This window comes from Shouchella sp. JSM 1781072, from assembly GCF_041949915.1.
GTDB lineage: Bacteria > Bacillota > Bacilli > Bacillales > Bacillaceae_D > Shouchella.
The window spans coordinates 573,774-599,108 of record NZ_JBHFQE010000001.1; the positions used below are offsets into that span (position 1 = coordinate 573,774).

Sequence of the window (25,335 nt, forward strand, 5' to 3'; positions counted from 1 at the left end):
ACAATGTTGCTTTACGAAAGGTAAGGCGATGTAGCAAAGAATCGAGCGACTTTGTTTTTAGCTGGTTTATACTCGATATGTTGATCCTGTAAAAGTTCAAATAAAACAGTTGTTGCTTGAGTCATAGACGTTCCTTCATATTCAATTTCAAAGTCTTCTCGATTGTTGTACACACTATGATCAAGGCAGATGATTCCATCTTTATAAGGGTAAGTCGAGCGATGGGTCGTTAACTGTCCATAATGGTGAAAAGAAGGAACGTTTCCTAGCAAAGCTTCAATCGCTGTTTTTACGGCACCATCGGGAAGGGTGCCTGTGTTTAATAGTGCCAATTCTTCTGCATGTAATGATTGATGTGTTTCCACCATTCCTTCCTCCGTTTGCTGCTTTAATGTGAGCGTAGCCTTTTGTTCTTTCGTACGGACGCGTAAAGCGGCAGTTTGCTGCTTTAACATGAACGCTTCTGTATCGTAGTAGTCATTCATTTGCGTAACAGCTTTCTTTTTACCAAACCATTGTTGTAAGGTTTGATATTCTTCGTTTGTTAAAAGGGATTTTGCCTCGTATTCCATTTCAGTTGTCATCATGTTCGCTCCTTCATTATCTATTCTCTCATCGTGTGTGTTTTAGATCCTTTTTATGATAAAATAAAATCGGAAAAAGAGGCAAGTTGGAGGTTTTGGATGAATTATTTACACGTAAAGGCTGTTGAAGTAGAAGAGGAAGTTGCAACCGTATATTTAGAGCAAGAACTAGATGAACGTCTTGGAAAAGAAATGAAAGATGGAGAACGAATTCTTGTGGATTCAGATCAGTTTGCTTTTATTTATATCATAGAAGACGAAGAAGGTTTTTATGGAATTCGTTTTGATGAGCAGGTTTGGCCACAGCTAAAAGAGGGTTTTAACAAAGGAACGACTTATTTTCTTAAGTTAAATGAGATGACCCGATTAACATTAGCTGAATTTAATGAAGAAATGACCTTTCTGCTAGAAAATATCCGAGGAAATGGAAACTATGGAGAAGCGTTCGAACAAACAGTTAAAGCCATGTTTGAATAGCGAAAAGTAGGTGATAAAAGTGGATTGGGATTCTTTTTTAACGCCATATAAACAAGCAGTAGACGAGCTTAAAGTGAAATTTAAAGGGATACGTGAACAATACCAAAAAACATCGCTTCACACACCGATTGAGTTTGTAACAGGTCGTGTCAAACCAATATCGAGCATATTGAATAAGGCAGAACGAAAGCAAATCCCGCTTGACCGCTTGGATGATATGCAAGATATAGGTGGTGTGCGCATCGTCACGCAATTTGTAGAAGATATTGATAAAGTCATAGATTTAATTCGATCACGGACAGATTTTGAGATTGTTTCAGAACGCGATTATGTGAAAGAAAAAAAACCAAGTGGGTATCGCTCATACCATATGATGCTACGGTATCCAGTGCACACGATAAAAGGAAGCGAGCATGTTATTGTGGAGCTCCAAATCCGAACGATGTCAATGAACTTTTGGGCCACTATTGAGCATTCATTGCGATACAAGTACAGTGGTGAAATTCCCGATGATATTAATATGAGGCTGCAGCGTGCATCGGAAGCAGCGTTTTGGCTAGATGAAGAAATGTCGATTATACGTGATGAAGTGCAAGAAGCCCAACGTATTATTACGGCTAAACAGCGGCAAAATAGAGGGTAAAACAGGGGGGGGCGAATGGCTTGAAATTTACAGTTGCTTCGAGAGGGGATCACCTCTCGAATGAATTGTGCGAATCCATGAAAGAAAAGCTGTTAAAAGCAGATTTGATTCTTGACCATGAGGCGCCAGACATTGTCATTACAGTAGGTGGAGATGGCACACTACTCGAAGCGTTTCACTTATACGCACACCGTTTGGAAGAAACGGCTTTTGTTGGTATACATACAGGTCATTTAGGCTTTTACGCGGATTGGGTTCCTGAAGAAGCGGATCATTTAGTGACACATATTATAAAAACACCATATCAAATTGTTGAATACCCTTTATTAGAAGTTGTTATTCGTTATCGAGATGGACGAGCTTCTCGACGTTATTTAGCATTAAATGAGTCAACGATCAAAAGTTCAGAAGGATCTCTCGTTTGTAATGTAGAAATAAAGGGAGAAGCGTTTGAAACATTTAGAGGGGATGGCTTATGTATGTCCACGCCATCTGGCAGCACAGCTTATAATAAAGCGTTAGGTGGAGCTATTTTACACCCATCGCTCGCGTCGATCCAGCTGTCTGAAATGGCTTCAATTAACAATCGGGTATACCGTACGCTCGGTTCACCGCTCGTCTTACCACAACATCATACATGTTTACTTAAGCTTTTAAACGATGTCTCTGTTCAAGTGACGATCGATCATTTTAATGTTCCTATTTATGAAGAAAATGTCGACACTGTTCAATGCCGTGTTGCAGAAGAAAAAGTTCGGTTTGCTCGCTTTCGACCATTTCCTTTTTGGAAGCGAGTGAAGGAGTCGTTTATTAGTGAATAGAACACAATTTATTTGGCGCGTACAAAAAAGTGAGCATACTCTCTCACTACGCGCTTTTTTACGTGAACGAAAAAATCTTTCAAAACGTCTTCTTTCCGCGATAAAGTTTCAAGGGGGAGGGCTCTATGTTAACGATTGTCCCGTTAGTGTGAGGTCGGAACTGAAAGAAGGAGACGAGGTTCGGATCTGTTTACCTGTTGAAGAAGTGAGTCCATCCTTAAAACCGCAAAAAGGCAGATTTACGATTTATTATGAAGACGCCGATGTGCTTGTCGTTCATAAACCGGCAGATGTTGCGACGATCCCTTCAAAGGACCATCCAGATCATACACTAGCAAATTCGATTATGCATTATTATCACGAAAACGGGATTCACGCTACGTTCCATGCTGTAAACCGTTTAGACCGGGGAACGAGCGGTCTGTTGCTTGTTGCCAAACATCGATATGCTCATGATTTGCTTTCAAAGGCACAGAAACAAGGAGCATTAAATCGAACTTACGCAGCATTGGTAACAGGTGTGCCGCCAAGTGAAGGGACGATTTCAGCTCCAATTGGAAGGAAAGAGACGAGTATCATTGAACGAGAAGTACGTGACGATGGAAAGCCTGCTGTTACCCATTACAAACGCATCGCAACGAACGGTGAATGGAGCCTCGTCCATTTAAGACTCGAAACTGGAAGGACTCATCAAATCCGTGTTCATCTTAAAACGAGTGGGTACCCCATCATAGGTGATGGGTTGTACGGCGGGGACCAACGTGTATTTACACATCAAGCGCTTCACTGCTTCCAAATTCATTTCACACAACCGCTCACAAATGAAAAAAAGATCATTCAAAGTGATCTTCCGAGCAGTTGGGATTTCTATACGAACGCAATGAAAGAAGATTAATAGAGGATTCTTAAGCCGTAAGCTAGTTGCACAATAAAAAATGTGATAAACTATTAGTACCTGATAATAAAAAATGGAGGATGATTCCGATGAAATCAATTGACTTAACAGGCCGTACGTATGTGGTAATGGGTGTTGCGAATAAACGAAGCATCGCATGGGCAATTGCCCGTTCGTTAGATGAAGCAGGGGCAAAAATTATTTTTACATACGCTGGTGAGCGATTAGAAAAAAACGTTCGTACGCTTGCTGAGTCTCTTAGTGGAGAGCATCTCGTGTTGCCTTGTGACATAACGAGTGATGAAGAAATTGATGCGACATTTGCGCAAATTAAAGAACAAGTAGGGGTAATTCACGGTGTTGCGCACTGTATAGCGTTTGCTAATAAAGAAGAATTAGAAGGCGAATATTTGAATGTAACCCGTGAAGGTTACTTAATGGCACAAAATATTAGTGCGTACTCGCTAACGGCTGTTTGTAAAGCTGCCCGACCACTTATGACAGAAGGTGGAAGTGTGATTACAATGACGTACTTAGGTGGCGAACGAGTAGTGAAAAACTACAATGTCATGGGCGTTGCAAAAGCGGCACTAGATGCAAGTGTGAAGTATTTAGCGAATGATTTAGGAAAAGAAGGTATTCGTGTCAACGCCATTTCTGCTGGTCCGATTCGTACGCTAGCAGCTAAAGGAATTGGCGGTTTTAATGAAGTCTTAAGAGAAATTGAAGAAAAAGCTCCGTTACGAAAAACGACCACGCAAGAAGAAGTTGGCGATACAGCTTTATTCCTAGTAAGTGATTTGGCTCGTGGCATCACTGGCGAAATGATCCATGTTGATGGTGGTTATAGCACATTATCTTTAGTTTAGACAAAAAGGGCGTCCGGAGGGGCGCTCTTTTTTTCGGTGTGACATTTTTGTCTCTTCATATTTAAGTGAAGCCATTCATAGAATGGTTGGATAGGAGGGATGAGGATGACTTGGTTTGAATGGATAATCTTAATCATGGCAACAGGAAGAATGACGCGTCTTCTTGTGACGGACGAGATCATGGAATGGTTTCGACAACCGTTTATTGAGTTAAAAGAAGAAGGAGATTCACTTTATGCGTACCCAAAAGGAAGAGGCTTACGTAAATTTATTGGGTCGCTTCTTTCATGTTATTGGTGCACAAGCGTGTGGGTGGCTCTCTGCTTTTTTGTAGGATTTATCGTGTTTCCTGCTTTCTTTTTCCCTGTCTTTCTCTGCCTCAGTATTGCATATGGCGCAGCGATTTTTGAAGCTGCCAGCAGGCGCCTCTAATGTATACACTTTTAATCCACCATAATGGAGGAGGCGGTGTTAGCCAATTCCTAAAAACTCGAAAACATACGTTTACAATAGAATGTATGCCACTTGCGCGAGGATACTGGCTTCTATTTCAAGCAAAAAAAGAACGCTATTTAACGATGAAAGCGATCGTTCAACGACTGCGTCGGCTCCCAATACAGCACATAGAAGTTCATCATGTGTGGGGGTTTCGTATAAATGAGATACAGGCGTTACTAGAAGAACTGTCAGTGCCTTATGACGTTTTTCTGCATGATTATTATGGCGTTTGTCCAGCTGTTTTCTTTTTAAATGATCACAATCGTTATTGTGAAATGGAGAAAGATCCACTCGTTTGCCAGCGTTGTTTAGAAAATCAACATAAATCGAAACGATTACTTACATTTGGGCCACCGCCACATACGGTTGAAGCGTGGCGAGCGTCATTCAACCTGCTTTTTCAGCGCGCTTCTCTGATCATTGCACCGAGTGAATCCACTAAACAAGCTTATCTTACATACTTTCCAGTCTTATCAATTGCTGTTCAACCTCATCCACTTCCCTCCATAAAAAAAAGTGTGCATAAGCAGTCAATACGGCGTAACCAAACTCTACATGTAGCCGTGATTGGATCGATTTATCAACATAAAGGAGAAGCGGTCCTGCTTGAATTGTTGAATAGAATGGAACAGGCTACTGCACCCTTACCACTCAGTATTTATTCTTATGGAAGTCTTGCCCCAGCGCTTTCGGAAAAAAGAATGATTCACGAAAGAGGGACGTATGAGATTGACAATCTTGCGGATCTGCTTCTGGAAGATGCCATTGATCTCATTTGCATTCCTTCCATTGTCCCAGAGACGTTTTCCTATACTACTCATGAAGCGATGCTACTAGGCTATCCTGTGCTTGCGTTTAACCTAGGAGCGCAAGCGGAAGCAATAAAGACAAACCGTGCGGGCTGGCTAGTGGAGTCGACTACTGGAGAAGCGTTGTATAAAAAATTAAAAGAATTATGTGAAGCGAAACAAAAAGAGCTGGAATCGGAGCTTACCTAGATTCCAGCTCTTTGTATATAGTATATGCACGATCGGAAAAACGATGGCCATGTATCCGTTGACGACTTCTATATGCATGGTCTTTTCTTAAATCTGAATCATTTAGAAGGGTTTGCACGGCATGAAGCAACTGTGAAGTATCGGTGAACGTAACGATTTCTTGATTCGGAAAAAATGTCTCAATTCCTTCGCGGTATTCACTTAGCTGACATGCTTGAGAAGCAGCGATGTCAAATGTTCGATTATTAATACTGGTTGCCATGATTCCATCATGTGCAGTACGGTAGCTATTTAAAACCATTTTTGCTTGTCGATAGAACGCACCTATTTCTTTAGGGGCAAGCCAGGTTGCTTTGTGATAAGCGTTAGGCGGACATTGATCTGGACGCCACGGACCCACAATCGCTAAAGTTAAGTCGATGTTTTTGGCGATAGCATGTAACCATTTCACTCGATTTTCATATGGATAGCCTGCAAATACAAGATCATACAGAGGTGAACTTTCTGCAGGATAAAACCAGTCCTCTTCAAAACCGAGAGGTAAGAAATCTACATGATCGTACTGATGCTGTTGACGGTACAGGTCAACTGCAGCGGTATCAACGGACCAAGCTTTTGTTGCAATCGAGAGAATGTCCATTGAAGGTGAAACATAATACGGGTCTTCGGTTAGCCAGACTGCTAAAGGTGGAAGATGACCAGCGCAAAAAAGCTCTTTTTCATCTTTCGAAAAAAAATAGCCATTGAACGTAATGATCCAATCAATCTGGTGTTGTCTGCAAAACGAAACGAGTCGGTTATTTTTAAATCGATTGTAAGGTTCATCAACTACTGTGCAATGGCGTCTTAATCCTTTTGTTAGAGAACGCTCAAAATCGCTATAAATGCCACCGTAGGGTGCTTTTAGCAATAAAATATTCATGATACTGTAAGCGTAATCGTGTTTAAGGAAGCTTTTCCTTCTGGTAGTTCAGCTCCATAAACATATCCTGATACTTGTAAAGAAAGCGATTTGTCCTGAGCTTGTGTCGGGATAATAATTTCAAAATCAGAGAATGTAATGGTTGATTGTGCTGGAATTTCATCAATTGGAGGGGTTAGCCAGAATTGGCCTGTTTCTTTCGCTTGCTTATCATCCTTATCTTCTACAAATCTCCACGTGTCGGTCACACCATCTCTAGAAACCGAATATTGATTTAAATTTGTTTTTGAGCGCTCAATGCGTCCAGACAAATTTGCAAGCGCTGGTTTGTTAAAACTTAAACAAATAACTGGATTAATAAAGGAAGAAGAACTACGATTTTCTATGACCATATGTCCTTTAATAACAAATGGCTCGTCATCCTTTGTTTCAAAAGGTGCCATAATTGCGTAAGTGAAATAAGAATCAATTTGAATGGTGGGTTCTTCCACTTTAAGATTCGCTTCGCTTTTTAAAGGCTCAGCTACTTCTTCTTGGATAGCAATCGCAGGATTGTTCGCCAACTCTTCTATACGCGCGGTTAGTTCATGAATGACTTCATCTTGATCAAGCAGTCGTTTGTGCTGATCAGCAAGGATACGATCTTGCTTCACAACTTCAGAACGGTAATGAAGAAGTTTTTGGTTTAACTGAATCATTTTTTTATCTTGTGTGTTGCTTCGCTCTTCTGTCAATTGAACCGCCTCACTTTTTGATAGCCTTCGTTTATTCTATGAGAAAGCAATCGATTTAAGAAGAGAAAGCTACACATTCGCTAGACAAGACAACGCAAAAAGCCGCACGATTAGGTGCGACTTCCATCCTGTTTATTTTACGGTTGATTTTTTCCCGAACCCTTTGCCAGGGAAAACAACTGGACATTGTGGCGGGAATTTATTTTCGCTGCAAATGACATCAGAAACAGGAAACTCATGTCTTGGTTTGCAGTATGCTGCTTCAATTTCTAAGCGAACATCTGCGAAGACGTGTACATCTAGACAGAATGAGAAGGAGATGTCTAGTTGTGAGAAGTTTGTATCGCAAACAACTTCTGCATCACATTGACCTGCAGAAATAAAAGCATCTACAGATGTTCCTTCAGGTGCGCAAAGATAGAATGTTTGAATCGTTGCAAAGTCGATTGGATCAGAAGTACAGATAAGGTTCCCAAGCTCATCTAAAATATCAACTTCAATTAATCCTTTTGCTAGTACTTTTACTTTCTCTAAGCAAACATCTTCGCCATTCGGTAGCGTAACTTCAACTTCCGTACGACCGAAAGGATTTGTCACTTCGTTTGTCAAAAGAGAATTTTCAAGTACACGACAAACAGTTTGGTAATTTGGGAATGCTTGTAGTAATGCGCATAAAGAGCCTGGTCCCGGTGTTGGACCTGTGCAATCTGGGAAAAGCGTCGATAATTCTGGCTCTCTGAAACTAAGTGTTGGTAAATCAACTTGGCGTGTTACCCAATCAAATACTTTAGGAACACTGATGCAAACATTGTGTTTTTCATGGTCGTGACTCATGGAGGGACCTCCTTTTAATTTTAACCGTTAGTCAGCTTTAGAAAAAAATGAACAAAGCAACTAAAGGCGTTCGGACTACTGTATATTATGACTATTGTCTAAATATGTGCGGCTTATTTTGAAACCTTAAACAAACTTTCTTCAATCTGCATAGAATACATCGAGCCATACTTTCTATATAAGGAGAGAATAAGATGCAGTACAAAAAAAATCCTCAAGGATACTTTGTGACGAAAAAGCCAGTTGCGAAACCTGTATCAGATAAAAAGCACAACACCGGCTGTTGTGGAAAAAAAAGACCATAGGTTCATCTATAAACCCACACCATTCTATTCTATAGATTGGTGTGGGTTTTTGTTTTGCTGAACATTTTGGTTTTCAAATGAATAGTGTAAACCAATAGGCAAATGTGTAGGGAGAATGAATAAAGGAGTTTAATATGAAGAAACAAAAAATTGCCATTATTGGTTTAGGGTTTGTAGGGCTACCTTTAGCATTCGAATTCAGTAAAAAAGGCCATGATGTTATTGGCATTGATTATGATGAAAATAAAATCGCGCAATTAAACCAGCGTCAATCGTATTTAAGCGAAATGACAGATGAAGCCATCGTTGAATTAATGAGCTTTCCTTTTGTTGCAACGACTGTTTATGAAGAAATCAATCAAGTTGATGTCATCCTTATCTGTGTACCAACCCCTTTAGCAAGCACAGGATCGCCAAACCTTTGTTATGTACAAATTGCTTTAAATCAAATGCTGCCATTTTTACAAGAAGGGCAGCTACTGGTTTTAGAAAGTTCTACCTTTCCTGGAACAACCGAAGAGATTGTCGTGCCGATTGTTGAACAGGGAGGCTTCGTCGTAGGAGAAACCATTTTTATCGGCTACTCGCCAGAGCGATTGGACCCTGGGAATAAAAAGTTTCATTTAAGGAATGTGCCGAAAGTCATTAGCGGGATAACATCCAATTGTTTAGCTGAAGTAAAGCGCCTGTACGAGACGTTGTTTCACGAACTAATTCCAGTGAGTTCAACACGAACCGCAGAGGCAGTGAAGATGGTTGAAAATGCGCAACGCTTTATTAACCTTTCGTTCGTTAATGAAATGGCACGGGTGTGTAATGAACTTGATGTGGACATTTGGGAGGTTTTGCAAGCTGTCGAAACAAAGCCATATGGCTTTTCAGGATATCGACCTGGTCCAGGAGTAGGTGGACATTGCATACCAGTTGATCCCCTTTATTTAAAATGGAAGGCGAATCAAGCAGGAAGTCCAACTCATTTTATTGATGTAGCTAAAGCGATTAATGATGAGCAGCCTGAATATATTGTCAATCGAGTCCGTTCGCTTATACACCCCCTTGACCAAAAAAGCATCTTACTGATCGGCTTAAGCTACAAAAAAAATAGCAAAGATGTGAGGGAATCAAAATCAATTGTTGTAGCGGAACAGCTAATTCAAGCTGGCTGTCAAATTTCTTATTATGATCCATTTGTTTCAATGTGCTCGTTAAATGATCGTCTGTACCATTCAATTGATTTAACGAAAGAAGGATTGGCGTCATTTGATCTAGTTGTCCTTTTGACCGATCATGATCAATTGGATTACGACTTTATTATGCAGCATAGCCAATTGATCTTTGACACGAGAAATCGACTAAATGGAAACACGCCGCATCTTTTTACGCTTTAGGAGGAAACGAATGAATATTTTAGTGACCGGAGGAATTGGTTTTATTGGCTCTCATTTAACAGAGCTGCTTCTAGCGGAAGGCTTTCAGGTTTGTGTGATTGATCAAGATAATACTGACTCTGTTATGAATCAGTTCAAGCGATCGGCGAATTTTAATTTCGTCCATGGGAAAGTAGAAGATGAGGCAGTAATGGAGAAGTGGGTTGGTTGGGCAGATGTTGTGTTTCATTTAGCTGCCTCTTTAAGTGTAAAGCGCTGTGTTGAAGAACCTGATTTTATTATTAATGGTAACTTAATCCCTGCTCAAGTTGTATTAAATAAGGCGTTGAAATTTAAGAAAAAAGTCGTATTTGCCTCTACTTCTGAAGTGTACGGAAAAAGTGAAGCCATTCCGTATCAAGAGGACGGGGACAGATTATTAGGCGCAACCTGTACACATCGCTGGTGCTATGCAACGGTGAAGGCTTTAGAAGAGCATATGTTTTTAGCGGCAGCAAAAAAAGGGCTACCCGTCACGATTTTACGGTACTTCAATGCATACGGACCTCGGGCGAAGTCAGGTTTATATGGAGGGGTTATTCCCATTTTCATCACTGCTGCCTTGCGGAATTCCCCTCTGTACGTACATGGTGACGGGTTACAGTCAAGGTGCTTTACGTATGTGAAAGATACTGTTGCGGCAACACGGTTTGCCGTAAATCATACGTGTAATGGGGAAGTAATAAACGTTGGTTCTGCTAATGAAATGTCGATTTTACAACTTGCAAAAGTCATTATTGACCTAACTAATAGTAAATCAGAGATTCAATTTACCCCCTATAAAGAAGTCTATGAAAGTGGCTTTGAAGACATGAAGAAACGTATACCGTGCACAAAAAAAATGGAGCAGTTGTTACATTATCATGCTCAAACACCTCTTAAGGAAGGGTTAACTGAGACGATTGATTACTATCGGTTACTTCTTGGTTCGTGATTTTATGCTTCGAGAAAACCAATTGGTCGTGTGATCGTCTGTTTCAGGCGAATCTTGCTCCTCTTGTTCAGGAAGTTTTGCTTTGCTTGAAAAAAAGATGGACTCATCTGCTGGGAGTGTCGTTCGACTTGTTTCAGTGACCTTTGAAGACGTCTCTTTCTGCTGAGTCGAGTGAGGTGTAGTGGAGTTCGGCATGACTGGCTCATTTTTAGTAGGAGGATGTGACTGTTGCTTCAATGCAGTAATTTCTTCAAGAAGTTTTTCATTTTCCGTTAGCAACTCATCAATCATATTGTAATGATAATCATTTTTATAGCGATTAAGCTCTTTCGTTAATCGAGTAATTTCTGATTCTGCATGAATTAACCGTTGATGAAGCTGTACGGGTGTAAGTCGTGAAGTGGATGATGACATAGCGTTCAGTCCTCTCAACTAGCTTTTCTATAACCATATGAAAGAACGATGTTAATCATGATGAAAAAAGAAGAAAGGAGCTGACAAATGCAATATTTTCAGCGCAAAACTCAACGTGCGTATCAAAAGCAAGTGCATACAGAAAAAAAGCGACCGGTGCACCGAAATCGCTCGTTTCGATTAGCGGTAATCGTTCCAGCAATGAACGAAGAGGATACACTTGGGGGCGTGCTTGATGAAATTAATCGGCTAGAACCGGATGACCTTATTGTCGTGGTAAACGGGTCGACAGATCAAACCGCAGCGATTGCCCAGTCTAAAGGAGCGAGAGTTGTCCACTATCAATATCCACTCGGAAACGATGTTGGTCGAGCAATTGGTTTGAAGGAGGCCCAGGCAGATATTTATTTAATAACAGACGCCGATATCATTATAAAAGCGGAGCAATACCTCCCGTTTATTAAAGCGATTGAACAAGGCGAGGATGCTAGCATAAACTCAATTGATTGGATTACCCATTATGAAAAAGCGGATACAATCTCTGCAGCACGTTATTTTCTAAATGAAGTGCAAGGACGATCCGATTTAAGAGCAGAAAATCTATTAACCATTCCTCATGCTATTAGTCATTCTTTAAAAGAAAATATGGGGGTGAGCGCATTTGCAAATCCGATGCTAGCGACGAGCGTCTGTTTAGAAAAAACGAAAAAAGTAAATTCACCTTATGCCATCGATGTATTAAAAATGAATAAGCCAAGAAAGAACCATGTCGCTAGAGGAACGGAGATTCTATCTCTCGCCATGCAAAGGATGCAAGGAGATGCGCTAGAAGCAATTGCTTACTATGTTAGCGAAGCGAGTCAGCCGGTTATAGAAACGGAGATCAGCTATAGCGAAAGCGATCGAAACCATTGTCGAGAACAATGGTGGAGTGGGCATGAAGAAAAACCAGTCTCTTTCATTGTTTATTTCGATCAGTCATACGACCCAAGCATGGTGACCACGATCGCTCAATTACAGCGTAATGAAACGATTGAAGTGATTCCCATTGTTGTAGAAGAGTGTTCCGTTCTATGCTGGCAATTTCAACAAATGAAGCAGCCGTATATTCGGCTAACGAATAGCGATAAGCTGGGCCATGCTTATGAAATGGGCCGCTATTTAGCTAGAGGGCAGTTTTGTCTGTATCATCATGGCTTCATCCCGCTAGCGGTTTATCAGATCGCTCAATTCGTCGACCAAGCAACGGCTAATCCTGATGCTTTCATTGTGAATGATCAAGAAGACCATTTTACAACGCTTGAACAAATGGACAGTTTTTTTAAAGGACAACAACTTGTAACGATGTTAAATCCATCTGTAAACATTCATTTATCAAGTGTGCTCCTCCCACCGTTTTTGTTGCCGACATCGTTCGCATGCGAGGTACGTTCGCCTGAAAACCTTCAAATTGATCTTTTTGTCGATCAAGTGCCTGTCGTAAAGGGTGCGAAAGTAGATGTGCGTGCCTACTTGCAAAACAAACAGCAGGATTTGCTCCGTGATTTGCTTAATGGATTTAACCATTTATTTTTAAAAACGAATCGACGTGGTGGATTTACGGATGAAGGAAGAAGGCGGGAACTCTTACCATCATTATCATTTGCTGACTGTTTAAAGCAAGTACAGGTGAAAAAAGCAAGCGTGTCCTATATTCATACAGGCACAACACAGCCTGAGCGCACATAAACTGGGCTGTGGAGGTGGTGCACGTGATTGAAATCAGTTTGTGTTTGATTGTAAAAGACGAGGAACAAGTTTTAGCGCGTTGTTTGGAAAGCGTAAAAGAAGCGGTGGACGAAATTGTTATTTTGGATACAGGCTCAACCGACCGAACAAAAGAAATCGCGTCGACTTTTACGGACCACGTGTTTGATTTTAAATGGGTCAATCACTTTGCAAAAGCGCGTAATCAAGCATTTTCCTATGCGACAAAACCATATGTGATGTGGCTCGATGCCGATGATGTCTTAAAAGAAGACGATGTAAAAAAACTCATTCACTTAAAATCAACGCTCCCTAAAAAAGTCGATGCGGTATCCATGGATTATCATTTAGCTTTTGACGAAAGTGGTCGTCCTAGTTCAAGTATAAGACGGTTTCGAATTGTAAGGAAAGACCGTGGGTTTGTCTGGCATGGAGCCGTTCATGAGTATCTTGAAGTATTCGGCGAACTTTACCATAGTGACATTGCTGTTACGCATTTAAGTGTTGACGATGGGCACGATCTTACGCGAAACCTAGATATTTATGAGCAAATGAAAGCATCTGGAGAAACGTTTACACCAAGGGACTTATTATATTATGCAAATGAGTTAACGGACCACAGGCGATTTGAAGATGCGATTGAGTATTATTTGAAGTTTGTTAAGACGGAAAAAGGGTGGTCCGAAGATCTCATTCGAACGTGTCACAAACTGTCCGATTGTTATTTAAATTTAGGCGTGCCAAAACAAGCGAAAGAATGGGTGTTTCGTGCATTAGAATACGGAAAACCAAAACCGGAAACATGCTGTCGAATCGGACATTTATTTTTAGAAAAGCAAGCATTTGCAGAAGCGACTTTTTGGTATGAGCTAGCAATTGCAAATAAAGAAGAAAATGCTTACTTTCAAAATGTTGCTTGTGAGACGTGGATTCCGCACCTACAGCTTGCGGTTAGCTATGATAAACTTGGCATGGTTGAAAAAGGAAATGAGCATAATGAACAAGCTGCAACGTATTTACCGAATGACAGTCGGATTGAGTACAATCGTACGTATTTCAAAGAGCAATTAAAGCTTCTTGAACAAAACGACTGATTGGTACGTTCGAATCGCGTCTGTAAGTCCATCTAAATCAAAATCGAATTTTTTGCCGAGTAAGCTAACTTCATTAAAAAACGTACTTACTTTTGCGTCAATTGGCACATGGGTTGAAAATTGTTGCCGGATTGAAAACTGATCAGTTGGAAATAACGTATACAACGTTTGTGGTGTGAAAAAGCGTAAATGCGTTTTATCGAGAATGCCAGCGTCTCGATAGTCAAAGCGACCTGATAAGAGCGGTAAAAGAGCTTCTGCATGACCAATATTCGGAATACTTGCGATGATGGCGCCGCCTTTTTTTAAAAAGGCTGCATACTGTTGAACGATTTTCCATGGGTCTTTTAAATGTTCAAGGATATCTGCAAATAGAATGACATCAAAGGACTCTTGCTTTAAAGGCGGGACTGTTTCGTCAAGATTAATGGCATAGACAGCTTTGTAATAACTACGAGCGATCTGTGCCATTTTTTCATTTCCTTCCACGCCTACAAGTTCACTATTTTGACGGTTGATAAGCTGCAAACCAGTAGCGCCAGCACCACAGCCGATATCGAGTATCTGCTTGGCATCTTGAGGGACAAGTTGTACAAGTTCAGGTCTACCGTGCATAAAGTAGGAAAGATCTTCTCCCCATTTTTGAACGTAGCGCTGATAATTATCCAAATACGTTTGATTAAAATTAATTTCAGGGCTACCGGTAAACGTTGCGTGACCATGATGATGGACGTGGACGTCTAAAGCAATCGCTAATCGGTAGCCGGACTGTACGGCTCTTAAACAAAAATCATCGTCTTCAAAAGAGCCGATTTCGAAACGTTCATCAAATCCGCCAATATCTTCTAATACCTTTTTTCTTACGAGTAGACAAAAGCCCACTAACCGCATAACGTATGCTTTTTTTTCATGGAAACGTTTGTGTCTTGTTTCAACGTAGGCCTCAATTTCTTCTAGTGAATGGTAGGGATCTTGAATAAGCTGTTCACCACTTACATAGTTACTCATTGGACCTACTAAGCCTATTTTTTGATCAGAATCAAGAATTTTCCTCATTCGTGTTAACCATTCTTTTGTCACAATCGTATCGTTGTTTAAAAACAAAACCTCATTCCCAGTAGCAAGTTCAGCGCCTTGATTACAAGCTTTTGCGAAACCTTGATTGCTTTCATTTGCCACGAAGATGATTCGTGACTCTTTTGTAAGATGGGCTACCGTGTCATCGGTTGAACCATTATCAATGACAATCACTTCAATCTCTTCTGGATTCGTGTGAGTAAAGAGACTTTCTAAACACATCTTTGTTAACGCCCACTGATTGTAGGTTAAAATCACGATACTCGTTTTTCGTCTCATTTGCCTTGCCACCTTTCCATGTTCATGTCCTTTAGTACTCTATGTCATGAAAAGGTTGTACTAGTCCTGAGGAAAAAAGCCGCTCACGAGCGTGAACGACTTTGTAATAGCGGAAGCAAAAAGCGTGAGACAAAGCTTTTATGTTCAAAGTAATAAAGAGGGGCGGACAAATAAAGAAAGGATTTTGCACGAGTCATCGCAACATACATTAATCGTCTTTCCTCTTGAAGCGGTCCCTCATCTCCATCTTTTAAAGCGTCAAGTGCATAATCGTGAGGAAGGGAGCGGTCAACGCAACCGATCACAAAAACTTGTTCGAATTCAAGCCCTTTTGCACGGTGAATGGTTAACAGACGAACGCCTTTTTTATTTGTTGACTGCTTATGTTCATTTACTTTTTGCGTCATCGCATCAATATAGTGTAGAAATGAAGCGACTGTCTCATGTTGACGGGCAAGCGCTTTTAACTGCTTAAATGCGTCACTGCCTTTATCAAGCTGATTGCCTTCTTGTGCTTGTTTTTTTAAGGTATCTTTAAAACCGATATCTTGCTCAATACTTTCTAATGCTTGAATTGGCGTAAGAGCTGTTAACCTACGACATAACCCAGGGAGTTGATGCAACTTTTTTTTCTGAAAGGGTTGTGTATTTGTTAAAAAGGGAAAAGCTTCTAGTAACGTACAACCGCGTTGTTGCTGTAATTCGAAAAGTTCACGCTGCTTGTCTGCTTTTAAGAAAAGTGCTTGCAAGGCATAGGGCGCTGCTTCAACGTGGTCTTCATAGAGAGCGAGCCGTAAAAAAGCGAGAGCCTTTTTGACTATGGGTTTCTCATAAAAGGTCCCTATCGATTGATCCATTAAAAAAGGAATGTCAGCGTCAATGAGTCGTTCTAGTAACGCTCGAACAGACGCTGTTGTCCGAAACAAAATAGCAATGTCATCAATGACTTGTCCATCTGATTGTTTGCGAAGAATCTCTTCAACGATAATGGATGCTTCTTCTTCTTCATTATAAGGATAAAACAATAATGGCTTTTGTTTCGCTTCACTTCGCTGTGCGTGCAAAGTTTTTTGTAGACGACTTGAATTTTTTTTAATGACAGTATTTGCAGAAGCAATAATTTCGTGTGTGGAACGATAATTTTGCTCTAATGAAACAACAGTCGCATTAGGATAATAGGATGTAAATTGTTGAATGAAGTGAGGGTCACTCCCTCGAAAAGCATAGATGGACTGATCGTCATCGCCAACCACACATAAGTTCCGCTGTTTTGCAGACAGCATGCGGACAATTTCAAATTGAAGAAGATTAATGTCTTGAAACTCGTCAACGGATAAATAAGTAAATCGCTCTTGATATCGCTCAAGTAAAGGCGGGTTTTCTCTAAGCAACTGAAAGCACCCTAATAAAATATCGTCGAAGTCATAAAGCGTCTGACGCTGTTTTTCTTCTTCATAAGTCACATAAATGGATTTCACCTTTTTTTCAAAGTTTGTTTTTGTTGTAACCTCATCTGGTTGTAGCATATGGTTCTTCCAATAGCTAATTTGTGTGACAGCTGAATCGTATGCAAATTCGTTTTCGTCGTAGCCGAAGCTTAATCCAATCTGCTTAATTAGCGGCAGAGGGGATTGGAGTAACCGAGAGTGGTGCCATTGATCAGGGTGATGATGTTTGAGCATTTGTAAAAAAAGACTATGGAACGTGCGGATCAATAATTGCTCACCCATTTTTCTTGTAATATTTGGGTAGAGCATCATGCGTTCTTTCATTTCTTTTGCCGCTTTAGACGTAAAGGTGACAAGGGCCATTCGGTTTATTGGGATATTGAGCTCGGTTAACATATAAGCGGCTCTTGCAGTGATTACACGGGTTTTTCCGCTTCCTGCACCTGCGAGAATAAGTAATGGACCATTAATTTTTTTTATACTGTTCCATTGTTCTTGATTAAAGGTTAATGAGGCTGCCTCTAGTGTCGATCTGTATGGATCATGGTCGTGCGTTTGCTCTGTATCTGGTTGAAACGATTGCAGACCAGTTAAGGATTCCGCTTCTTTCCAAATCGTTTCTGTTTGTTCGTTTCCGCCAATTTGGTTGTTTTTCGGTAGACTAAAGCCAGCAAATTCTTTTGGCTTTTCTATTGGTGCTTTTGTTGGAGGGGATGCAAGTTGATTTTTCCGACAGGCATCCTTCACGGGTTCCGGATGAATAAATAAAGGTTTATCTTGAATGAATAACGTCATGCGCATAGGAGCTTGACAATAAGTACAAGTAAGATTGCCTTGTTTACTTGCCAAATACAATTTATTCCACTCAGAACGTTCAAGAGTGTGTAAGTCAATTTGTTGGTTAAAATAACGTGCGATATGCATGAGAGCTCCTTTCAATCTCTTATCGTATCAATGAAAGGGAAAGAACTCAATAAAAAGCTGGAGGCGACAAAAGTGAAACAGGAGACTTGTGAACTATGTGAGCGTAAAGGAGTGCGAACGACGGTTCATCATTTAACACCAAAAGAAGAAGGGGGAACGTTTAAACCGACGGCAGATCTCTGTGTGCCTTGTCATAAACATATTCACGCGGTCTATACAAATAAAGAGATTGCTTCTAGGTTAACAACAATAAAAGAGTTAAAACGAGATGAGAAAGTAAGTAAATTTATTAAATGGATTCGAAAACAACCGGCGGAAACAATCCCAAAAATAAAAAAAGCAAATAGACGCAAAAAAAGATGAGAAGGAAATGGGAAAACGATGTCGAATGGGTTATACACATAAAAGGAAAGGAGGGTATTATGCTCGAAACATCCCATTCGTTTATAAGTGATACTTTACTAAGTAAAGCATTAGAATTACAAGCCTCTGACGTTCACCTTATTCCGAATCAGCATGGCTATGATGTGCATTTTCGTATGGTAGGAACTTTAACGTTTGTGTACACGATGAATACAGATGAAGCAAAAAAGATTTTAAACCATCTGAAGTACATTGTAGGCATGGACATAAGCGACCGGCGTCAATCACAAAGCAAAGCATTTGAGTACATGTGGAACGAACAACCAATTGCGATGAGAATCTCAACGCTCCCCACAACCCCGTTAGAAAGTATTGCGATTCGAATTTTAAACAGTTCTTCCATCGTCCCGCTACAGTCCCTTTCCCCTTTCTTAAAAGATACCCATCATTTCAATCAACTCTTATCGGCACTCCCTGGCTTGTTTTTAGTAACCGGTTCAACAGGCTCTGGCAAAACCACCACCATTTATTCATTTGTAAAACAACTTGTTCAAATTGGAGGCTTTCGAATTATCTCTGTCGAAGATCCAGTCGAGCATCGATTGCAAGGCATAACGCAAGTTGAAATTCAATCAAGAGGAGGCTTAACGTTTGAACGGGCATTACGAGCAATTTTACGACATGATCCCGATGTTATTGTCATTGGAGAAATAAGAGATAAAGAAACGGCAGCTCTTGCAGTTCAAGCGGCCATTACAGGTCATTTTGTCATTGCTAGTCTTCACGTGACAAATTCAGCCTTAACCATTGATCGATTAAGAGATCTTGGCATTGGTGGGAACCTATCTTGTCTTCAAGCAATTGTGTATCAGAAATTGATTGCACAAAAAGGAGCTGATCAAAGACTCGCCGTTTTTGATTGGCTGTTGGCACATCAATTAAAAGAAGTAGGAGAAGGGAAGCGAAAGCCTCGCCCTTTCTTAAAAAAAGCTGCAAAAGCATGGGCAGTAGGAATTCTTGACGACGATGCGTGCATTCGTCTCAGTAGGGTGGAGTAATGATGTTTCGTTCAGTGTGGAAAAAACGAAACAAACAAGCCGACATTTCATTTATACAAAAACTAGGTGAATTGTTGCAAAGCGGCTATAGCGCAGATCAAGCATTATCCTTTTTATCGGTTCAAGTAAATGATGATTGGAAAGAGATGATTCGTTCAATTAAACAACAACTAACAATGGGCCAGCCGCTCTCAAAAAGTTTGCAAGCATTAGCGTTACCAAGTGATGTTCAATCATATATCTTTTTTTATGAAGAGCAAGGGCAAGTGGCAGACGGGTTAATGGAAGCAGCAAAACTTTATCAAAAACGGCTTAAAACGACACTGCAGCTGCAAAAACTATTACGGTATCCGCTCGTATTAGCATTTGGTGTAATGATGGCTTTGCTGATTTTAAATCTGTACATCGTTCCACATTTTCAATCTCTTTTTTCAACGTTAAATCAATCCCCACCACGTTTTATTCTTTTTTTCTTTTCTTTCCTAGAGAATCTTCCATATGTGTGTATCGCCTTCTTGCTTTTAGCGAGTATTGGATACGTGAGCAGCAAACGCTATATTCACCATTTAACCCCACATGAAAAAGTTCACATTTTATTAAAGTGGAAACTTTCGCAAACGATTATGAAGCAGGTAATTACATTTTATTTCTCGCTACAGCTTGGGAAATTGCTGCAAACAGGAATGTCCATCAATGAGGCATTAAATATTTTTGAAAAGCAGTCGTATTTGCCTTTTTTTAAAGATGAAGCACGAAAAATGAATCAAAGTTTAAAGCAAGGAAATAGTTTAGCATCGTATATGCGACACCAACCTTATTATTTAAGTGAACTCCCAATTGTCGTGGAGAACGGTAGCCGAACAGCCAAGTTAGCGCTAGACTTACAATTTTTTAGCGAATGGATTATTGAAGAGTTAGATCGGAAATTGGAAAAGCTGCTGCAAATAATACAGCCGATTTTGTTTGTATGTATAGGTTGTTTTATCTTTTTCTTGTTTTTAATGATCATGCTTCCCATGTATGAAATGTTTGATCTCATGTAAGCAAAACTTGCATGAGATCCAATTAATCGGTAAAATAAAACCATTAATTCGTTTTCCAGAAAAAAGTTTATAAAAAACACTTGTGCTTTTATAAAAGCTGTGATATATTATTAAATGTCGCTGAGGTAATCACTTGAGACGACATACATATACGAATTTATGGGGCCTTAGCTCAGCTGGGAGAGCGCCTGCTTTGCACGCAGGAGGTCAGCGGTTCGATCCCGCTAGGCTCCACTTATACGGAGGAATACCCAAGTCCGGCTGAAGGGATCGGTCTTGAAAACCGACAGGGGTGTCAAAGCCCGCGGGGGTTCGAATCCCTCTTCCTCCGCCATATTTACTCTTCAGCAACAATAGATGCCTACGCTTCTTTGAAAGACGAGAAGAGGAAGATGTTGGACATCATTGGATAATCATCATCTAAATACTTTGTAACGACGCGGGGTGGAGCAGTCTGGTAGCTCGTCGGGCTCATAACCCGAAGGTCGGTGGTTCAAATCCGCCCCCCGCAACCAAACTTTGGGCTATAGCCAAGCGGTAAGGCAACGGATTTTGATTCCGTCATTCCCTGGTTCGATCCCAGGTAGCCCAGCCATTTATATGCGGAAGTAGTTCAGTGGTAGAACACCACCTTGCCAAGGTGGGGGTCGCGAGTTCGAATCTCGTCTTCCGCTCTTTATTTGAAATAAAGAGCGTTTAATGTTATACTTAATTCATATTGTTTAAGTGAATACGTTAGTAAGATTTTATTTTTACCATGCGGGTGTAGTTTAGTGGTAAAACCTCAGCCTTCCAAGCTGATGATGTGAGTTCGATTCTCATCACCCGCTTTTTTATTTTGTGAAAAAAGGGGCCTGTAGCTCAGCTGGTTAGAGCGCACGCCTGATAAGCGTGAGGTCGGTGGTTCGAGTCCACTCAGGCCCATCCCTATATATTACGGAGAAGTACCCAAGTGGCTGAAGGGGCGCCCCTGCTAAGGGTGTAGGTCGTGTAAGCGGCGCGAGGGTTCAAATCCCTCCTTCTCCGCCAGAAATCGCGGGTGTGGCGGAATTGGCAGACGCGCTAGACTTAGGATCTAGTGTCTTATGACGTGGGGGTTCAAGTCCCTTCACCCGCATAAAACAAATACGTTAAAACAATGGAGATGTTCTCCATTGTTTTTTTATGCATTGAGCTACAATCGTGAATGAAAATCCATTAACGATGGATATGTTCTTTCTTTTTTACCTCGGGTACATGGTCAAAGCCTCCAGGGTGAAAGGGATGACACTTTAGAATGCGCTTAATGGTTAAATAACTCCCTTTTATTGCTCCGTGCTGTTCGATTGCTGTTAAACCATACTGAGAACAAGTCGGATAAAAGCGACATCTTGGTGGAAGTACGGAGGAAATATATTTGCGATAAAAACGTATGATGGCTAATAAAATTGATTTCACAGTAAAGATCCTTTCATCCATATTCCCTCTATTATATCAAAAAGAGTGCTAAGAAAAAAAGAGCCAAGAAATTTCAAAAAGTAGTCAAATTTAGCAGGAGTTTGTAAGGATTTGTCAAATAAAGTAGAGACACATAAAGAAAGGAGGTTCAGGATTATTTAATCTGTCTGATGAGGTGATTTATGATAAAGCGCTTAAAGAAAGATGATGGCTTCACGTTAATTGAAATGCTCGTTGTGTTAATGATTATTTCCGTTTTACTGCTTATTGCACTTCCTAATATGAGCAAAAACACGGATATGGCAGGTGGAAAAAGCTGTGATGCGACAAAGAAACTTGTGCAAACTCAAGTTGGCGCTTATGAAGTCGAACACGGAAAAATTCCTGCCTCACTTGATGTCCTCGTATCTGAGGGCTATGTGGACCAAATCACATGTGCTTCAGGCAAGAAATTAGTTTTAAATGGAAAGCAAGTTCTTATTGAAAACGAATGAAGGTTTTTCGCTCATAGAGCTCCTCTTTACACTTCTTCTTATATCCGTTTTTCTTCTTCTTCCAATCCTTTACATTCAATCACAAGATAAAAAAATCGAACAACAAACGATTGAGCAGTTAAAACATGATCTTTTATATGCCCAACATGTTGCCATGACAGAAGGTAAAGTGACGTCTGTCCAATTTGAAGACAATACGCTGATTATCTATGTTGAACAACAAGAAAAAACGCGTGTCCAGTACCCAACTTCTTTGGAAATGGAACCAGTAACCCTTGCCCTTCAAGACGTTTCATTTTTGGCAAATGGTCATCCTCGTAAGTCCGGTTCATGGGACGTGCGCACGCATTATCATCATGTACGTTTTACAATCCAAATTGGAAAGGGGCATATTGTCTATCGCCAACAGGAGTCATGATGAAGGTTTTATACTGCTAGACGCTATAGGTGCTTTTCTATTAATTAGCCTCATGAGTTTAAGTTTAATACCTGCTTGCATTTGGCTAATAGAAGAAAGGCGAGCAATTGATGAAGAACTCTCACTCTTGTACGATTTAGAGAAAAGTCGTCTTTCCTATCATTCTGGTTCTCAAAAAGCATGGGAACAAATAGGAGATGATTCAATGTATAGGAAGTGTCAAGAAAGTCATTTAAAACGAAGTAAAGCACTATGTGTCTATGTGTTGGAAAAATGATACAGGGTTTACGTACCTTGAACAGTTAATTGGATTAAGCTTATTAAGCCTAGTTGTCCTCGTTTTGCCGAATATCTTCCTTGTTGTCACAACAACTGAAAATGCCGGTAACGATGATGTGATTCGCTTTTTTAATCATGTTTCTCAAGAAGCAAAAGAAGCAGATGCAATAAGATGGAAAGACAATGAATTAGAATTGTTTATAGACGATACGGTTATTTCCTATGAAATGAGGCTAGAAACAAGAATTCAACGGTTTAGAGACAAAAAAGGACATGTCGTCGTATTAGAAGGGGTAGACTCCTTTTCATGTTCAATAAAAGACGTACACTATACATGTAGCCTGACAATGAACACCGGCAAAATGTACGAGAAATTGATTGTATCAATGAAAGAGTGGGTGCATGATTATCAAACAGTCAGATGAAGGGCTGGTTTTTCTACCAACCCTCTTTTTTCTTCTTCTGCTAACGATCTTTTTATTATGGCAACTGAATCAATATCAACGTGAACATGCTTATCTGATTCAACAGCATGAGTATATGCAGCTTGAAAACTTACTACATCTTGGTTTGCAACAAGCCCTTGATGATTACGAAGATGCCTTCCACATTTCGGTTGATATCGGAGAGGTTAGCGTGCAAATGGTTCAAAAAGATGAGAAATTAATCAAACTGACAGCTGTTCTTAAAAATGGAAAAAAACGAACAGCGACATTTACGTTAGAAAAATCTGGTGATATCAGCTCATATAAAGAAGGATTATAGGATAAAACAAATTGAATTTGGAAAGACTGGTAGCAAGAGGTGACAGGATGTCTTTTCAAGATTTACTTAAATTTGCAACGCAAGAAGCGGTAAAAAAAATTGATGAACCAAAATCTGAACGTCATCGAAAGCGCGAGGAAAAGAAAAGCGAGCAAGAACCACTTTCCCATTGGGCTTTTGGAATCATCCCGTTTGCACTCTCCGTATTTAAACGACAAAGAAAGAACGAACGGCATAAGTAAGCATTTACAAAAAATCATCTTCTCGTATATAATGAAGAGGACAGCCGTCTAAGATAAGGAGGGGTAGACATGATGGATCGCATGTATCGAGGCCTAGGTTTTTGGACAGGAATTTTTGCAGTTTTATTTTATATTGGAAATATGTATAATATGTCACTCCTGTTCTTTGCTCAAACGTTTATTTTAATTGCGCTTGGCTACCTAAAGCTGTCTGAACGTGTATATGTGTATATTTTTGCTGGCTACTGTACTGTATTTTTCGTAGGGTTTACGTACTACGCTTTATTTATTAATGTACCAAGCTTTGGCCACTAGTATATACATACATTAAACCGCCGCTTAACATTTGTAAGCAGCGGTTTCTTTTAATAACCTGTTAGAAAAGGATTATGGTCCATTTCTTGACCAATGGTTGTCAACGGACCGTGACCAGATGCAACGGTGGTCTCTTCTGGTAAAGGAAGTATTTTATGATGGATAGAGGATAGTAATTGAGCATGGTTTCCGCCATGGAGATCTGTTCGACCAATTCCTTGCTGAAATAACACATCGCCAGAAAATAGGATAGCTTCTTCTTTGTAATAAAACGATACACTTCCTGGGGAATGACCTGGTGTATGAAGCAACGAAAATGTAAAAGAGCCTATCGTTAATTCTGTTTCATCTTCAAGATCATAGTCAGCCGGTTTGGCAGTTGTTAACGCTCTGCCTGTTAAGCGAGAAGAACCATTTAAAGAGGGATCGCCAAGCCAAGTATGTTCCTCTGTATGTAAATAGACAGGAATATCAAAAGCGTTTCTCACTTCATCCACAGCGCCAATATGGTCAAAATGAGCATGTGTTAACAGGATGGCGAGCGGGTTTAACTGTTCATTGTTTATCCAGTGTATAAAGGCTTCTGCGTCGCCACCAGGGTCAAAGATAACAGCCTCTTTTTTATCGTTATATAGGACGTAGGCATTCGTTTGAATCGGTCCTAAAGGAATTTGTTTAAACATAGGGGCTACCTCCTTTTCTTGTGAGTTAAAGTGTATCACAGCCCATTCGAATAGAAAAGAAGAGCGCTCGACAAACGCAATGAAAACGAGTACAATAAGATCAAATACATACTGGAGGAAAAGCTCATGGTTTTTGCAGTTATGGCATTATTTGTTGCAATTTTTTCTTTTGCAGGTGCAATTGTAAGTTTAAAAAGAAAGAACTTCTTTGCAGTAGGATTTAGCGGGGTTTCTGTACTAGTGTTTGGGTTCTTCTCCATTGCAACGATTTATAGTTATCTCGTTCACGGTGGAGGTGTTCCGCTCGAATAGAAT

Annotated in this window: 31 protein-coding genes and 9 tRNA genes; 31 read left to right on the forward strand and 9 right to left on the reverse strand. The window is 40.3% G+C overall.

Features of this window, described 5'->3' with window-relative positions:
- Positions 1-11: 11 nt before the first annotated feature.
- Positions 12-587: a CYTH domain-containing protein gene (locus ACE1TH_RS03010; RefSeq protein ID WP_099301301.1), complete on the reverse strand. Its 576-nt coding sequence runs from the start codon at positions 585-587 to the stop codon at positions 12-14.
- 96 nt (positions 588-683) lie between these two features.
- On the opposite strand from ACE1TH_RS03010, the gene ACE1TH_RS03015 reads away from it, so the two are divergent.
- The 7 genes from ACE1TH_RS03015 (at position 684) to ACE1TH_RS03045 (ending at position 5,785) form a co-directional block, all read left to right on the forward strand.
- Entirely contained in the window at positions 684-1,061 is a 378-nt protein-coding gene (locus tag ACE1TH_RS03015) for a UPF0738 family protein (protein WP_375078352.1), read from the forward strand.
- A gap of 19 nt (positions 1,062-1,080) precedes the next feature.
- On the forward strand, positions 1,081-1,704 hold the full coding sequence (yjbM, locus tag ACE1TH_RS03020; protein WP_099301299.1) for a GTP diphosphokinase: 624 nt from the start codon (positions 1,081-1,083) through the stop codon (positions 1,702-1,704).
- 20 nt (positions 1,705-1,724) lie between these two features.
- The gene (locus ACE1TH_RS03025; protein ID WP_099301298.1) at positions 1,725-2,525 is read left to right on the forward strand and encodes an NAD kinase; all 801 of its coding nucleotides are present in this window, start codon (positions 1,725-1,727) and stop codon (positions 2,523-2,525) included.
- Positions 2,518-3,420, forward strand: a complete 903-nt coding sequence (locus ACE1TH_RS03030; RefSeq protein WP_375078353.1) for an RluA family pseudouridine synthase — start codon at positions 2,518-2,520, stop codon at positions 3,418-3,420. Before ACE1TH_RS03025 ends, ACE1TH_RS03030 begins: the two co-directional genes overlap by 8 nt.
- Positions 3,421-3,509: 89 nt before the next feature.
- Positions 3,510-4,289 carry an enoyl-ACP reductase FabI gene (gene fabI, locus ACE1TH_RS03035; RefSeq protein WP_375078354.1) on the forward strand — a complete coding sequence of 260 codons (780 nt, stop codon included), beginning with the start codon at positions 3,510-3,512 and terminating at the stop codon, positions 4,287-4,289.
- A 105-nt stretch (positions 4,290-4,394) separates the two neighbouring features.
- Positions 4,395-4,721, forward strand: a complete 327-nt coding sequence (locus ACE1TH_RS03040) for a DUF1360 domain-containing protein (RefSeq protein ID WP_099301295.1) — start codon at positions 4,395-4,397, stop codon at positions 4,719-4,721.
- Positions 4,721-5,785, forward strand: a complete 1,065-nt coding sequence (locus ACE1TH_RS03045) for a glycosyltransferase (protein WP_375078355.1) — start codon at positions 4,721-4,723, stop codon at positions 5,783-5,785. Before ACE1TH_RS03040 ends, ACE1TH_RS03045 begins: the two co-directional genes overlap by 1 nt.
- Here ACE1TH_RS03045 and ACE1TH_RS03050 read toward each other — a convergent pair.
- From ACE1TH_RS03050 to ACE1TH_RS03060, 3 genes are all read right to left on the reverse strand, one after another.
- Positions 5,778-6,707, reverse strand: a complete 930-nt coding sequence (locus tag ACE1TH_RS03050; protein ID WP_375078356.1) for a CgeB family protein — start codon at positions 6,705-6,707, stop codon at positions 5,778-5,780. The genes ACE1TH_RS03045 and ACE1TH_RS03050 overlap by 8 nt on opposite strands.
- The gene (locus ACE1TH_RS03055) at positions 6,704-7,441 is read right to left on the reverse strand and encodes a hypothetical protein (RefSeq protein ID WP_375078357.1); all 738 of its coding nucleotides are present in this window, start codon (positions 7,439-7,441) and stop codon (positions 6,704-6,706) included. The genes ACE1TH_RS03050 and ACE1TH_RS03055 overlap by 4 nt, the downstream gene beginning before the upstream one ends.
- A 132-nt stretch (positions 7,442-7,573) precedes the next feature.
- Positions 7,574-8,275 carry a BMQ_0737 family morphogenetic spore coat protein gene (locus ACE1TH_RS03060; RefSeq protein ID WP_099301291.1) on the reverse strand — a complete coding sequence of 234 codons (702 nt, stop codon included), beginning with the start codon at positions 8,273-8,275 and terminating at the stop codon, positions 7,574-7,576.
- A gap of 439 nt (positions 8,276-8,714) precedes the next feature.
- Here ACE1TH_RS03060 and ACE1TH_RS03065 point away from each other — a divergent pair, with 439 nt between their 5' ends.
- Together ACE1TH_RS03065 and ACE1TH_RS03070 are read left to right on the forward strand one after the other, a co-directional pair.
- Complete coding sequence (locus ACE1TH_RS03065) at positions 8,715-9,968, forward strand: nucleotide sugar dehydrogenase (RefSeq protein ID WP_255223436.1); 1,254 nt, start codon at positions 8,715-8,717, stop codon at positions 9,966-9,968.
- 10 nt (positions 9,969-9,978) lie between these two features.
- Positions 9,979-10,941, forward strand: coding sequence for an NAD-dependent epimerase/dehydratase family protein (locus ACE1TH_RS03070; protein ID WP_255223435.1), 963 nt, complete (start codon positions 9,979-9,981; stop codon positions 10,939-10,941).
- Here ACE1TH_RS03070 and ACE1TH_RS03075 read toward each other — a convergent pair.
- Positions 10,924-11,355: a hypothetical protein gene (locus tag ACE1TH_RS03075; protein WP_255223434.1), complete on the reverse strand. Its 432-nt coding sequence runs from the start codon at positions 11,353-11,355 to the stop codon at positions 10,924-10,926. The two genes, ACE1TH_RS03070 and ACE1TH_RS03075, sit on opposite strands and share 18 nt — an antisense overlap.
- 87 nt (positions 11,356-11,442) lie before the next feature.
- Here ACE1TH_RS03075 and ACE1TH_RS03080 point away from each other — a divergent pair, with 87 nt between their 5' ends.
- Together ACE1TH_RS03080 and ACE1TH_RS03085 are read left to right on the forward strand one after the other, a co-directional pair.
- The gene (locus ACE1TH_RS03080; RefSeq protein ID WP_255223433.1) at positions 11,443-13,083 is read left to right on the forward strand and encodes a glycosyltransferase; all 1,641 of its coding nucleotides are present in this window, start codon (positions 11,443-11,445) and stop codon (positions 13,081-13,083) included.
- A gap of 23 nt (positions 13,084-13,106) precedes the next feature.
- A complete protein-coding gene (locus tag ACE1TH_RS03085) occupies positions 13,107-14,195 on the forward strand; it encodes a glycosyltransferase (RefSeq protein WP_255223432.1) in 1,089 nt (362 codons plus the stop codon).
- Here ACE1TH_RS03085 and ACE1TH_RS03090 read toward each other — a convergent pair.
- Positions 14,169-15,551 carry a glycosyltransferase gene (locus tag ACE1TH_RS03090; protein ID WP_255223431.1) on the reverse strand — a complete coding sequence of 461 codons (1,383 nt, stop codon included), beginning with the start codon at positions 15,549-15,551 and terminating at the stop codon, positions 14,169-14,171. The two genes, ACE1TH_RS03085 and ACE1TH_RS03090, sit on opposite strands and share 27 nt — an antisense overlap.
- Positions 15,552-15,634: 83 nt before the next feature.
- Positions 15,635-17,923, reverse strand: a complete 2,289-nt coding sequence (locus ACE1TH_RS03095) for an ATP-dependent helicase (protein WP_375078358.1) — start codon at positions 17,921-17,923, stop codon at positions 15,635-15,637.
- Between the two features lie 30 nt (positions 17,924-17,953).
- On the opposite strand from ACE1TH_RS03095, the gene ACE1TH_RS03100 reads away from it, so the two are divergent.
- From ACE1TH_RS03100 to ACE1TH_RS03155, 12 genes are all read left to right on the forward strand, one after another.
- On the forward strand, positions 17,954-18,286 hold the full coding sequence (locus ACE1TH_RS03100) for a hypothetical protein (protein ID WP_099301283.1): 333 nt from the start codon (positions 17,954-17,956) through the stop codon (positions 18,284-18,286).
- A 59-nt stretch (positions 18,287-18,345) separates the two neighbouring features.
- Positions 18,346-19,344 carry an ATPase, T2SS/T4P/T4SS family gene (locus tag ACE1TH_RS03105; RefSeq protein ID WP_176554267.1) on the forward strand — a complete coding sequence of 333 codons (999 nt, stop codon included), beginning with the start codon at positions 18,346-18,348 and terminating at the stop codon, positions 19,342-19,344.
- Positions 19,344-20,387 carry a competence type IV pilus assembly protein ComGB gene (comGB, locus tag ACE1TH_RS03110; RefSeq protein WP_255223429.1) on the forward strand — a complete coding sequence of 348 codons (1,044 nt, stop codon included), beginning with the start codon at positions 19,344-19,346 and terminating at the stop codon, positions 20,385-20,387. The genes ACE1TH_RS03105 and comGB overlap by 1 nt, the downstream gene beginning before the upstream one ends.
- A 161-nt stretch (positions 20,388-20,548) precedes the next feature.
- Positions 20,549-20,621: transfer RNA gene (locus ACE1TH_RS03115), tRNA-Ala, on the forward strand.
- Between the two features lie 7 nt (positions 20,622-20,628).
- A tRNA-Ser gene (locus tag ACE1TH_RS03120) sits at positions 20,629-20,721 on the forward strand.
- Positions 20,722-20,825: 104 nt separating this feature from the next.
- Positions 20,826-20,902, forward strand: a tRNA-Met gene (locus ACE1TH_RS03125).
- A 5-nt stretch (positions 20,903-20,907) separates the two neighbouring features.
- Positions 20,908-20,982, forward strand: a tRNA-Gln gene (locus ACE1TH_RS03130).
- A 7-nt stretch (positions 20,983-20,989) separates the two neighbouring features.
- Positions 20,990-21,061, forward strand: a tRNA-Gly gene (locus ACE1TH_RS03135).
- Positions 21,062-21,146: 85 nt separating this feature from the next.
- Positions 21,147-21,217: transfer RNA gene (locus ACE1TH_RS03140), tRNA-Gly, on the forward strand.
- A gap of 20 nt (positions 21,218-21,237) precedes the next feature.
- Positions 21,238-21,311: transfer RNA gene (locus ACE1TH_RS03145), tRNA-Ile, on the forward strand.
- Between the two features lie 14 nt (positions 21,312-21,325).
- Positions 21,326-21,416 (forward strand) — tRNA-Ser (locus ACE1TH_RS03150).
- Positions 21,417-21,422: 6 nt separating this feature from the next.
- Positions 21,423-21,504, forward strand: a tRNA-Leu gene (locus ACE1TH_RS03155).
- Between the two features lie 80 nt (positions 21,505-21,584).
- Here ACE1TH_RS03155 and yidD read toward each other — a convergent pair.
- The gene (yidD, locus tag ACE1TH_RS03160) at positions 21,585-21,845 is read right to left on the reverse strand and encodes a membrane protein insertion efficiency factor YidD (RefSeq protein ID WP_375078359.1); all 261 of its coding nucleotides are present in this window, start codon (positions 21,843-21,845) and stop codon (positions 21,585-21,587) included.
- Between the two features lie 161 nt (positions 21,846-22,006).
- Here yidD and comGC point away from each other — a divergent pair, with 161 nt between their 5' ends.
- From comGC to ACE1TH_RS03195, 7 genes are all read left to right on the forward strand, one after another.
- A complete protein-coding gene (comGC, locus tag ACE1TH_RS03165; RefSeq protein ID WP_099301280.1) occupies positions 22,007-22,318 on the forward strand; it encodes a competence type IV pilus major pilin ComGC in 312 nt (103 codons plus the stop codon).
- On the forward strand, positions 22,305-22,736 hold the full coding sequence (gene comGD / locus ACE1TH_RS03170) for a competence type IV pilus minor pilin ComGD (protein ID WP_255223428.1): 432 nt from the start codon (positions 22,305-22,307) through the stop codon (positions 22,734-22,736). The genes comGC and comGD overlap by 14 nt, the downstream gene beginning before the upstream one ends.
- A 52-nt stretch (positions 22,737-22,788) precedes the next feature.
- The gene (locus tag ACE1TH_RS03175; RefSeq protein WP_375078360.1) at positions 22,789-23,013 is read left to right on the forward strand and encodes a hypothetical protein; all 225 of its coding nucleotides are present in this window, start codon (positions 22,789-22,791) and stop codon (positions 23,011-23,013) included.
- Positions 22,997-23,440, forward strand: coding sequence for a ComGF family competence protein (locus ACE1TH_RS03180; protein ID WP_099301277.1), 444 nt, complete (start codon positions 22,997-22,999; stop codon positions 23,438-23,440). The genes ACE1TH_RS03175 and ACE1TH_RS03180 overlap by 17 nt, the downstream gene beginning before the upstream one ends.
- Entirely contained in the window at positions 23,418-23,780 is a 363-nt protein-coding gene (gene comGG / locus ACE1TH_RS03185) for a competence type IV pilus minor pilin ComGG (RefSeq protein ID WP_099301276.1), read from the forward strand. The genes ACE1TH_RS03180 and comGG overlap by 23 nt, the downstream gene beginning before the upstream one ends.
- Before the next feature lie 47 nt (positions 23,781-23,827).
- Positions 23,828-24,022 carry a YqzE family protein gene (locus tag ACE1TH_RS03190; RefSeq protein WP_099301275.1) on the forward strand — a complete coding sequence of 65 codons (195 nt, stop codon included), beginning with the start codon at positions 23,828-23,830 and terminating at the stop codon, positions 24,020-24,022.
- Positions 24,023-24,094: 72 nt separating this feature from the next.
- On the forward strand, positions 24,095-24,337 hold the full coding sequence (locus tag ACE1TH_RS03195) for a DUF2626 domain-containing protein (protein WP_038485837.1): 243 nt from the start codon (positions 24,095-24,097) through the stop codon (positions 24,335-24,337).
- Between the two features lie 50 nt (positions 24,338-24,387).
- On the opposite strand, the gene ACE1TH_RS03200 is transcribed toward ACE1TH_RS03195, so the two are convergent.
- Entirely contained in the window at positions 24,388-25,020 is a 633-nt protein-coding gene (locus tag ACE1TH_RS03200; RefSeq protein ID WP_255223427.1) for an MBL fold metallo-hydrolase, read from the reverse strand.
- A gap of 126 nt (positions 25,021-25,146) precedes the next feature.
- Here ACE1TH_RS03200 and ACE1TH_RS03205 point away from each other — a divergent pair, with 126 nt between their 5' ends.
- Positions 25,147-25,332, forward strand: coding sequence for a DUF2759 family protein (locus ACE1TH_RS03205; RefSeq protein WP_099301273.1), 186 nt, complete (start codon positions 25,147-25,149; stop codon positions 25,330-25,332).
- Positions 25,333-25,335 lie beyond the last annotated feature (3 nt).

Excerpts from the sequence above, each read along its gene's own strand:
- ACE1TH_RS03010 (WP_099301301.1), bottom strand. The coding sequence starts at position 587 with ATGATGACAACTGAAATGGAATACGAGGCAAAATCCCTTTTAACAAAC.
- ACE1TH_RS03015 (WP_375078352.1), top strand. The coding sequence starts at position 684 with ATGAATTATTTACACGTAAAGGCTGTTGAAGTAGAAGAGGAAGTTGCA.
- fabI (WP_375078354.1), top strand. The coding sequence starts at position 3,510 with ATGAAATCAATTGACTTAACAGGCCGTACGTATGTGGTAATGGGTGTT.
- ACE1TH_RS03040 (WP_099301295.1), top strand. The coding sequence starts at position 4,395 with ATGACTTGGTTTGAATGGATAATCTTAATCATGGCAACAGGAAGAATG.
- ACE1TH_RS03045 (WP_375078355.1), top strand. The coding sequence starts at position 4,721 with ATGTATACACTTTTAATCCACCATAATGGAGGAGGCGGTGTTAGCCAA.
- ACE1TH_RS03050 (WP_375078356.1), bottom strand. The coding sequence starts at position 6,707 with ATGAATATTTTATTGCTAAAAGCACCCTACGGTGGCATTTATAGCGAT.
- ACE1TH_RS03060 (WP_099301291.1), bottom strand. The coding sequence starts at position 8,275 with ATGAGTCACGACCATGAAAAACACAATGTTTGCATCAGTGTTCCTAAA.
- ACE1TH_RS03065 (WP_255223436.1), top strand. The coding sequence starts at position 8,715 with ATGAAGAAACAAAAAATTGCCATTATTGGTTTAGGGTTTGTAGGGCTA.
- ACE1TH_RS03070 (WP_255223435.1), top strand. The coding sequence starts at position 9,979 with ATGAATATTTTAGTGACCGGAGGAATTGGTTTTATTGGCTCTCATTTA.
- ACE1TH_RS03075 (WP_255223434.1), bottom strand. The coding sequence starts at position 11,355 with ATGTCATCATCCACTTCACGACTTACACCCGTACAGCTTCATCAACGG.
- ACE1TH_RS03080 (WP_255223433.1), top strand. The coding sequence starts at position 11,443 with ATGCAATATTTTCAGCGCAAAACTCAACGTGCGTATCAAAAGCAAGTG.
- ACE1TH_RS03090 (WP_255223431.1), bottom strand. The coding sequence starts at position 15,551 with ATGAGACGAAAAACGAGTATCGTGATTTTAACCTACAATCAGTGGGCG.
- ACE1TH_RS03095 (WP_375078358.1), bottom strand. The coding sequence starts at position 17,923 with ATGCATATCGCACGTTATTTTAACCAACAAATTGACTTACACACTCTT.
- ACE1TH_RS03100 (WP_099301283.1), top strand. The coding sequence starts at position 17,954 with ATGAAAGGGAAAGAACTCAATAAAAAGCTGGAGGCGACAAAAGTGAAA.
- ACE1TH_RS03105 (WP_176554267.1), top strand. The coding sequence starts at position 18,346 with ATGCTCGAAACATCCCATTCGTTTATAAGTGATACTTTACTAAGTAAA.
- comGB (WP_255223429.1), top strand. The coding sequence starts at position 19,344 with ATGATGTTTCGTTCAGTGTGGAAAAAACGAAACAAACAAGCCGACATT.
- yidD (WP_375078359.1), bottom strand. The coding sequence starts at position 21,845 with ATGGATGAAAGGATCTTTACTGTGAAATCAATTTTATTAGCCATCATA.
- comGC (WP_099301280.1), top strand. The coding sequence starts at position 22,007 with ATGATAAAGCGCTTAAAGAAAGATGATGGCTTCACGTTAATTGAAATG.
- ACE1TH_RS03175 (WP_375078360.1), top strand. The coding sequence starts at position 22,789 with ATGAGTTTAAGTTTAATACCTGCTTGCATTTGGCTAATAGAAGAAAGG.
- ACE1TH_RS03180 (WP_099301277.1), top strand. The coding sequence starts at position 22,997 with ATGTGTTGGAAAAATGATACAGGGTTTACGTACCTTGAACAGTTAATT.
- comGG (WP_099301276.1), top strand. The coding sequence starts at position 23,418 with ATGATTATCAAACAGTCAGATGAAGGGCTGGTTTTTCTACCAACCCTC.
- ACE1TH_RS03190 (WP_099301275.1), top strand. The coding sequence starts at position 23,828 with ATGTCTTTTCAAGATTTACTTAAATTTGCAACGCAAGAAGCGGTAAAA.
- ACE1TH_RS03195 (WP_038485837.1), top strand. The coding sequence starts at position 24,095 with ATGGATCGCATGTATCGAGGCCTAGGTTTTTGGACAGGAATTTTTGCA.
- ACE1TH_RS03200 (WP_255223427.1), bottom strand. The coding sequence starts at position 25,020 with ATGTTTAAACAAATTCCTTTAGGACCGATTCAAACGAATGCCTACGTC.
- ACE1TH_RS03205 (WP_099301273.1), top strand. The coding sequence starts at position 25,147 with ATGGTTTTTGCAGTTATGGCATTATTTGTTGCAATTTTTTCTTTTGCA.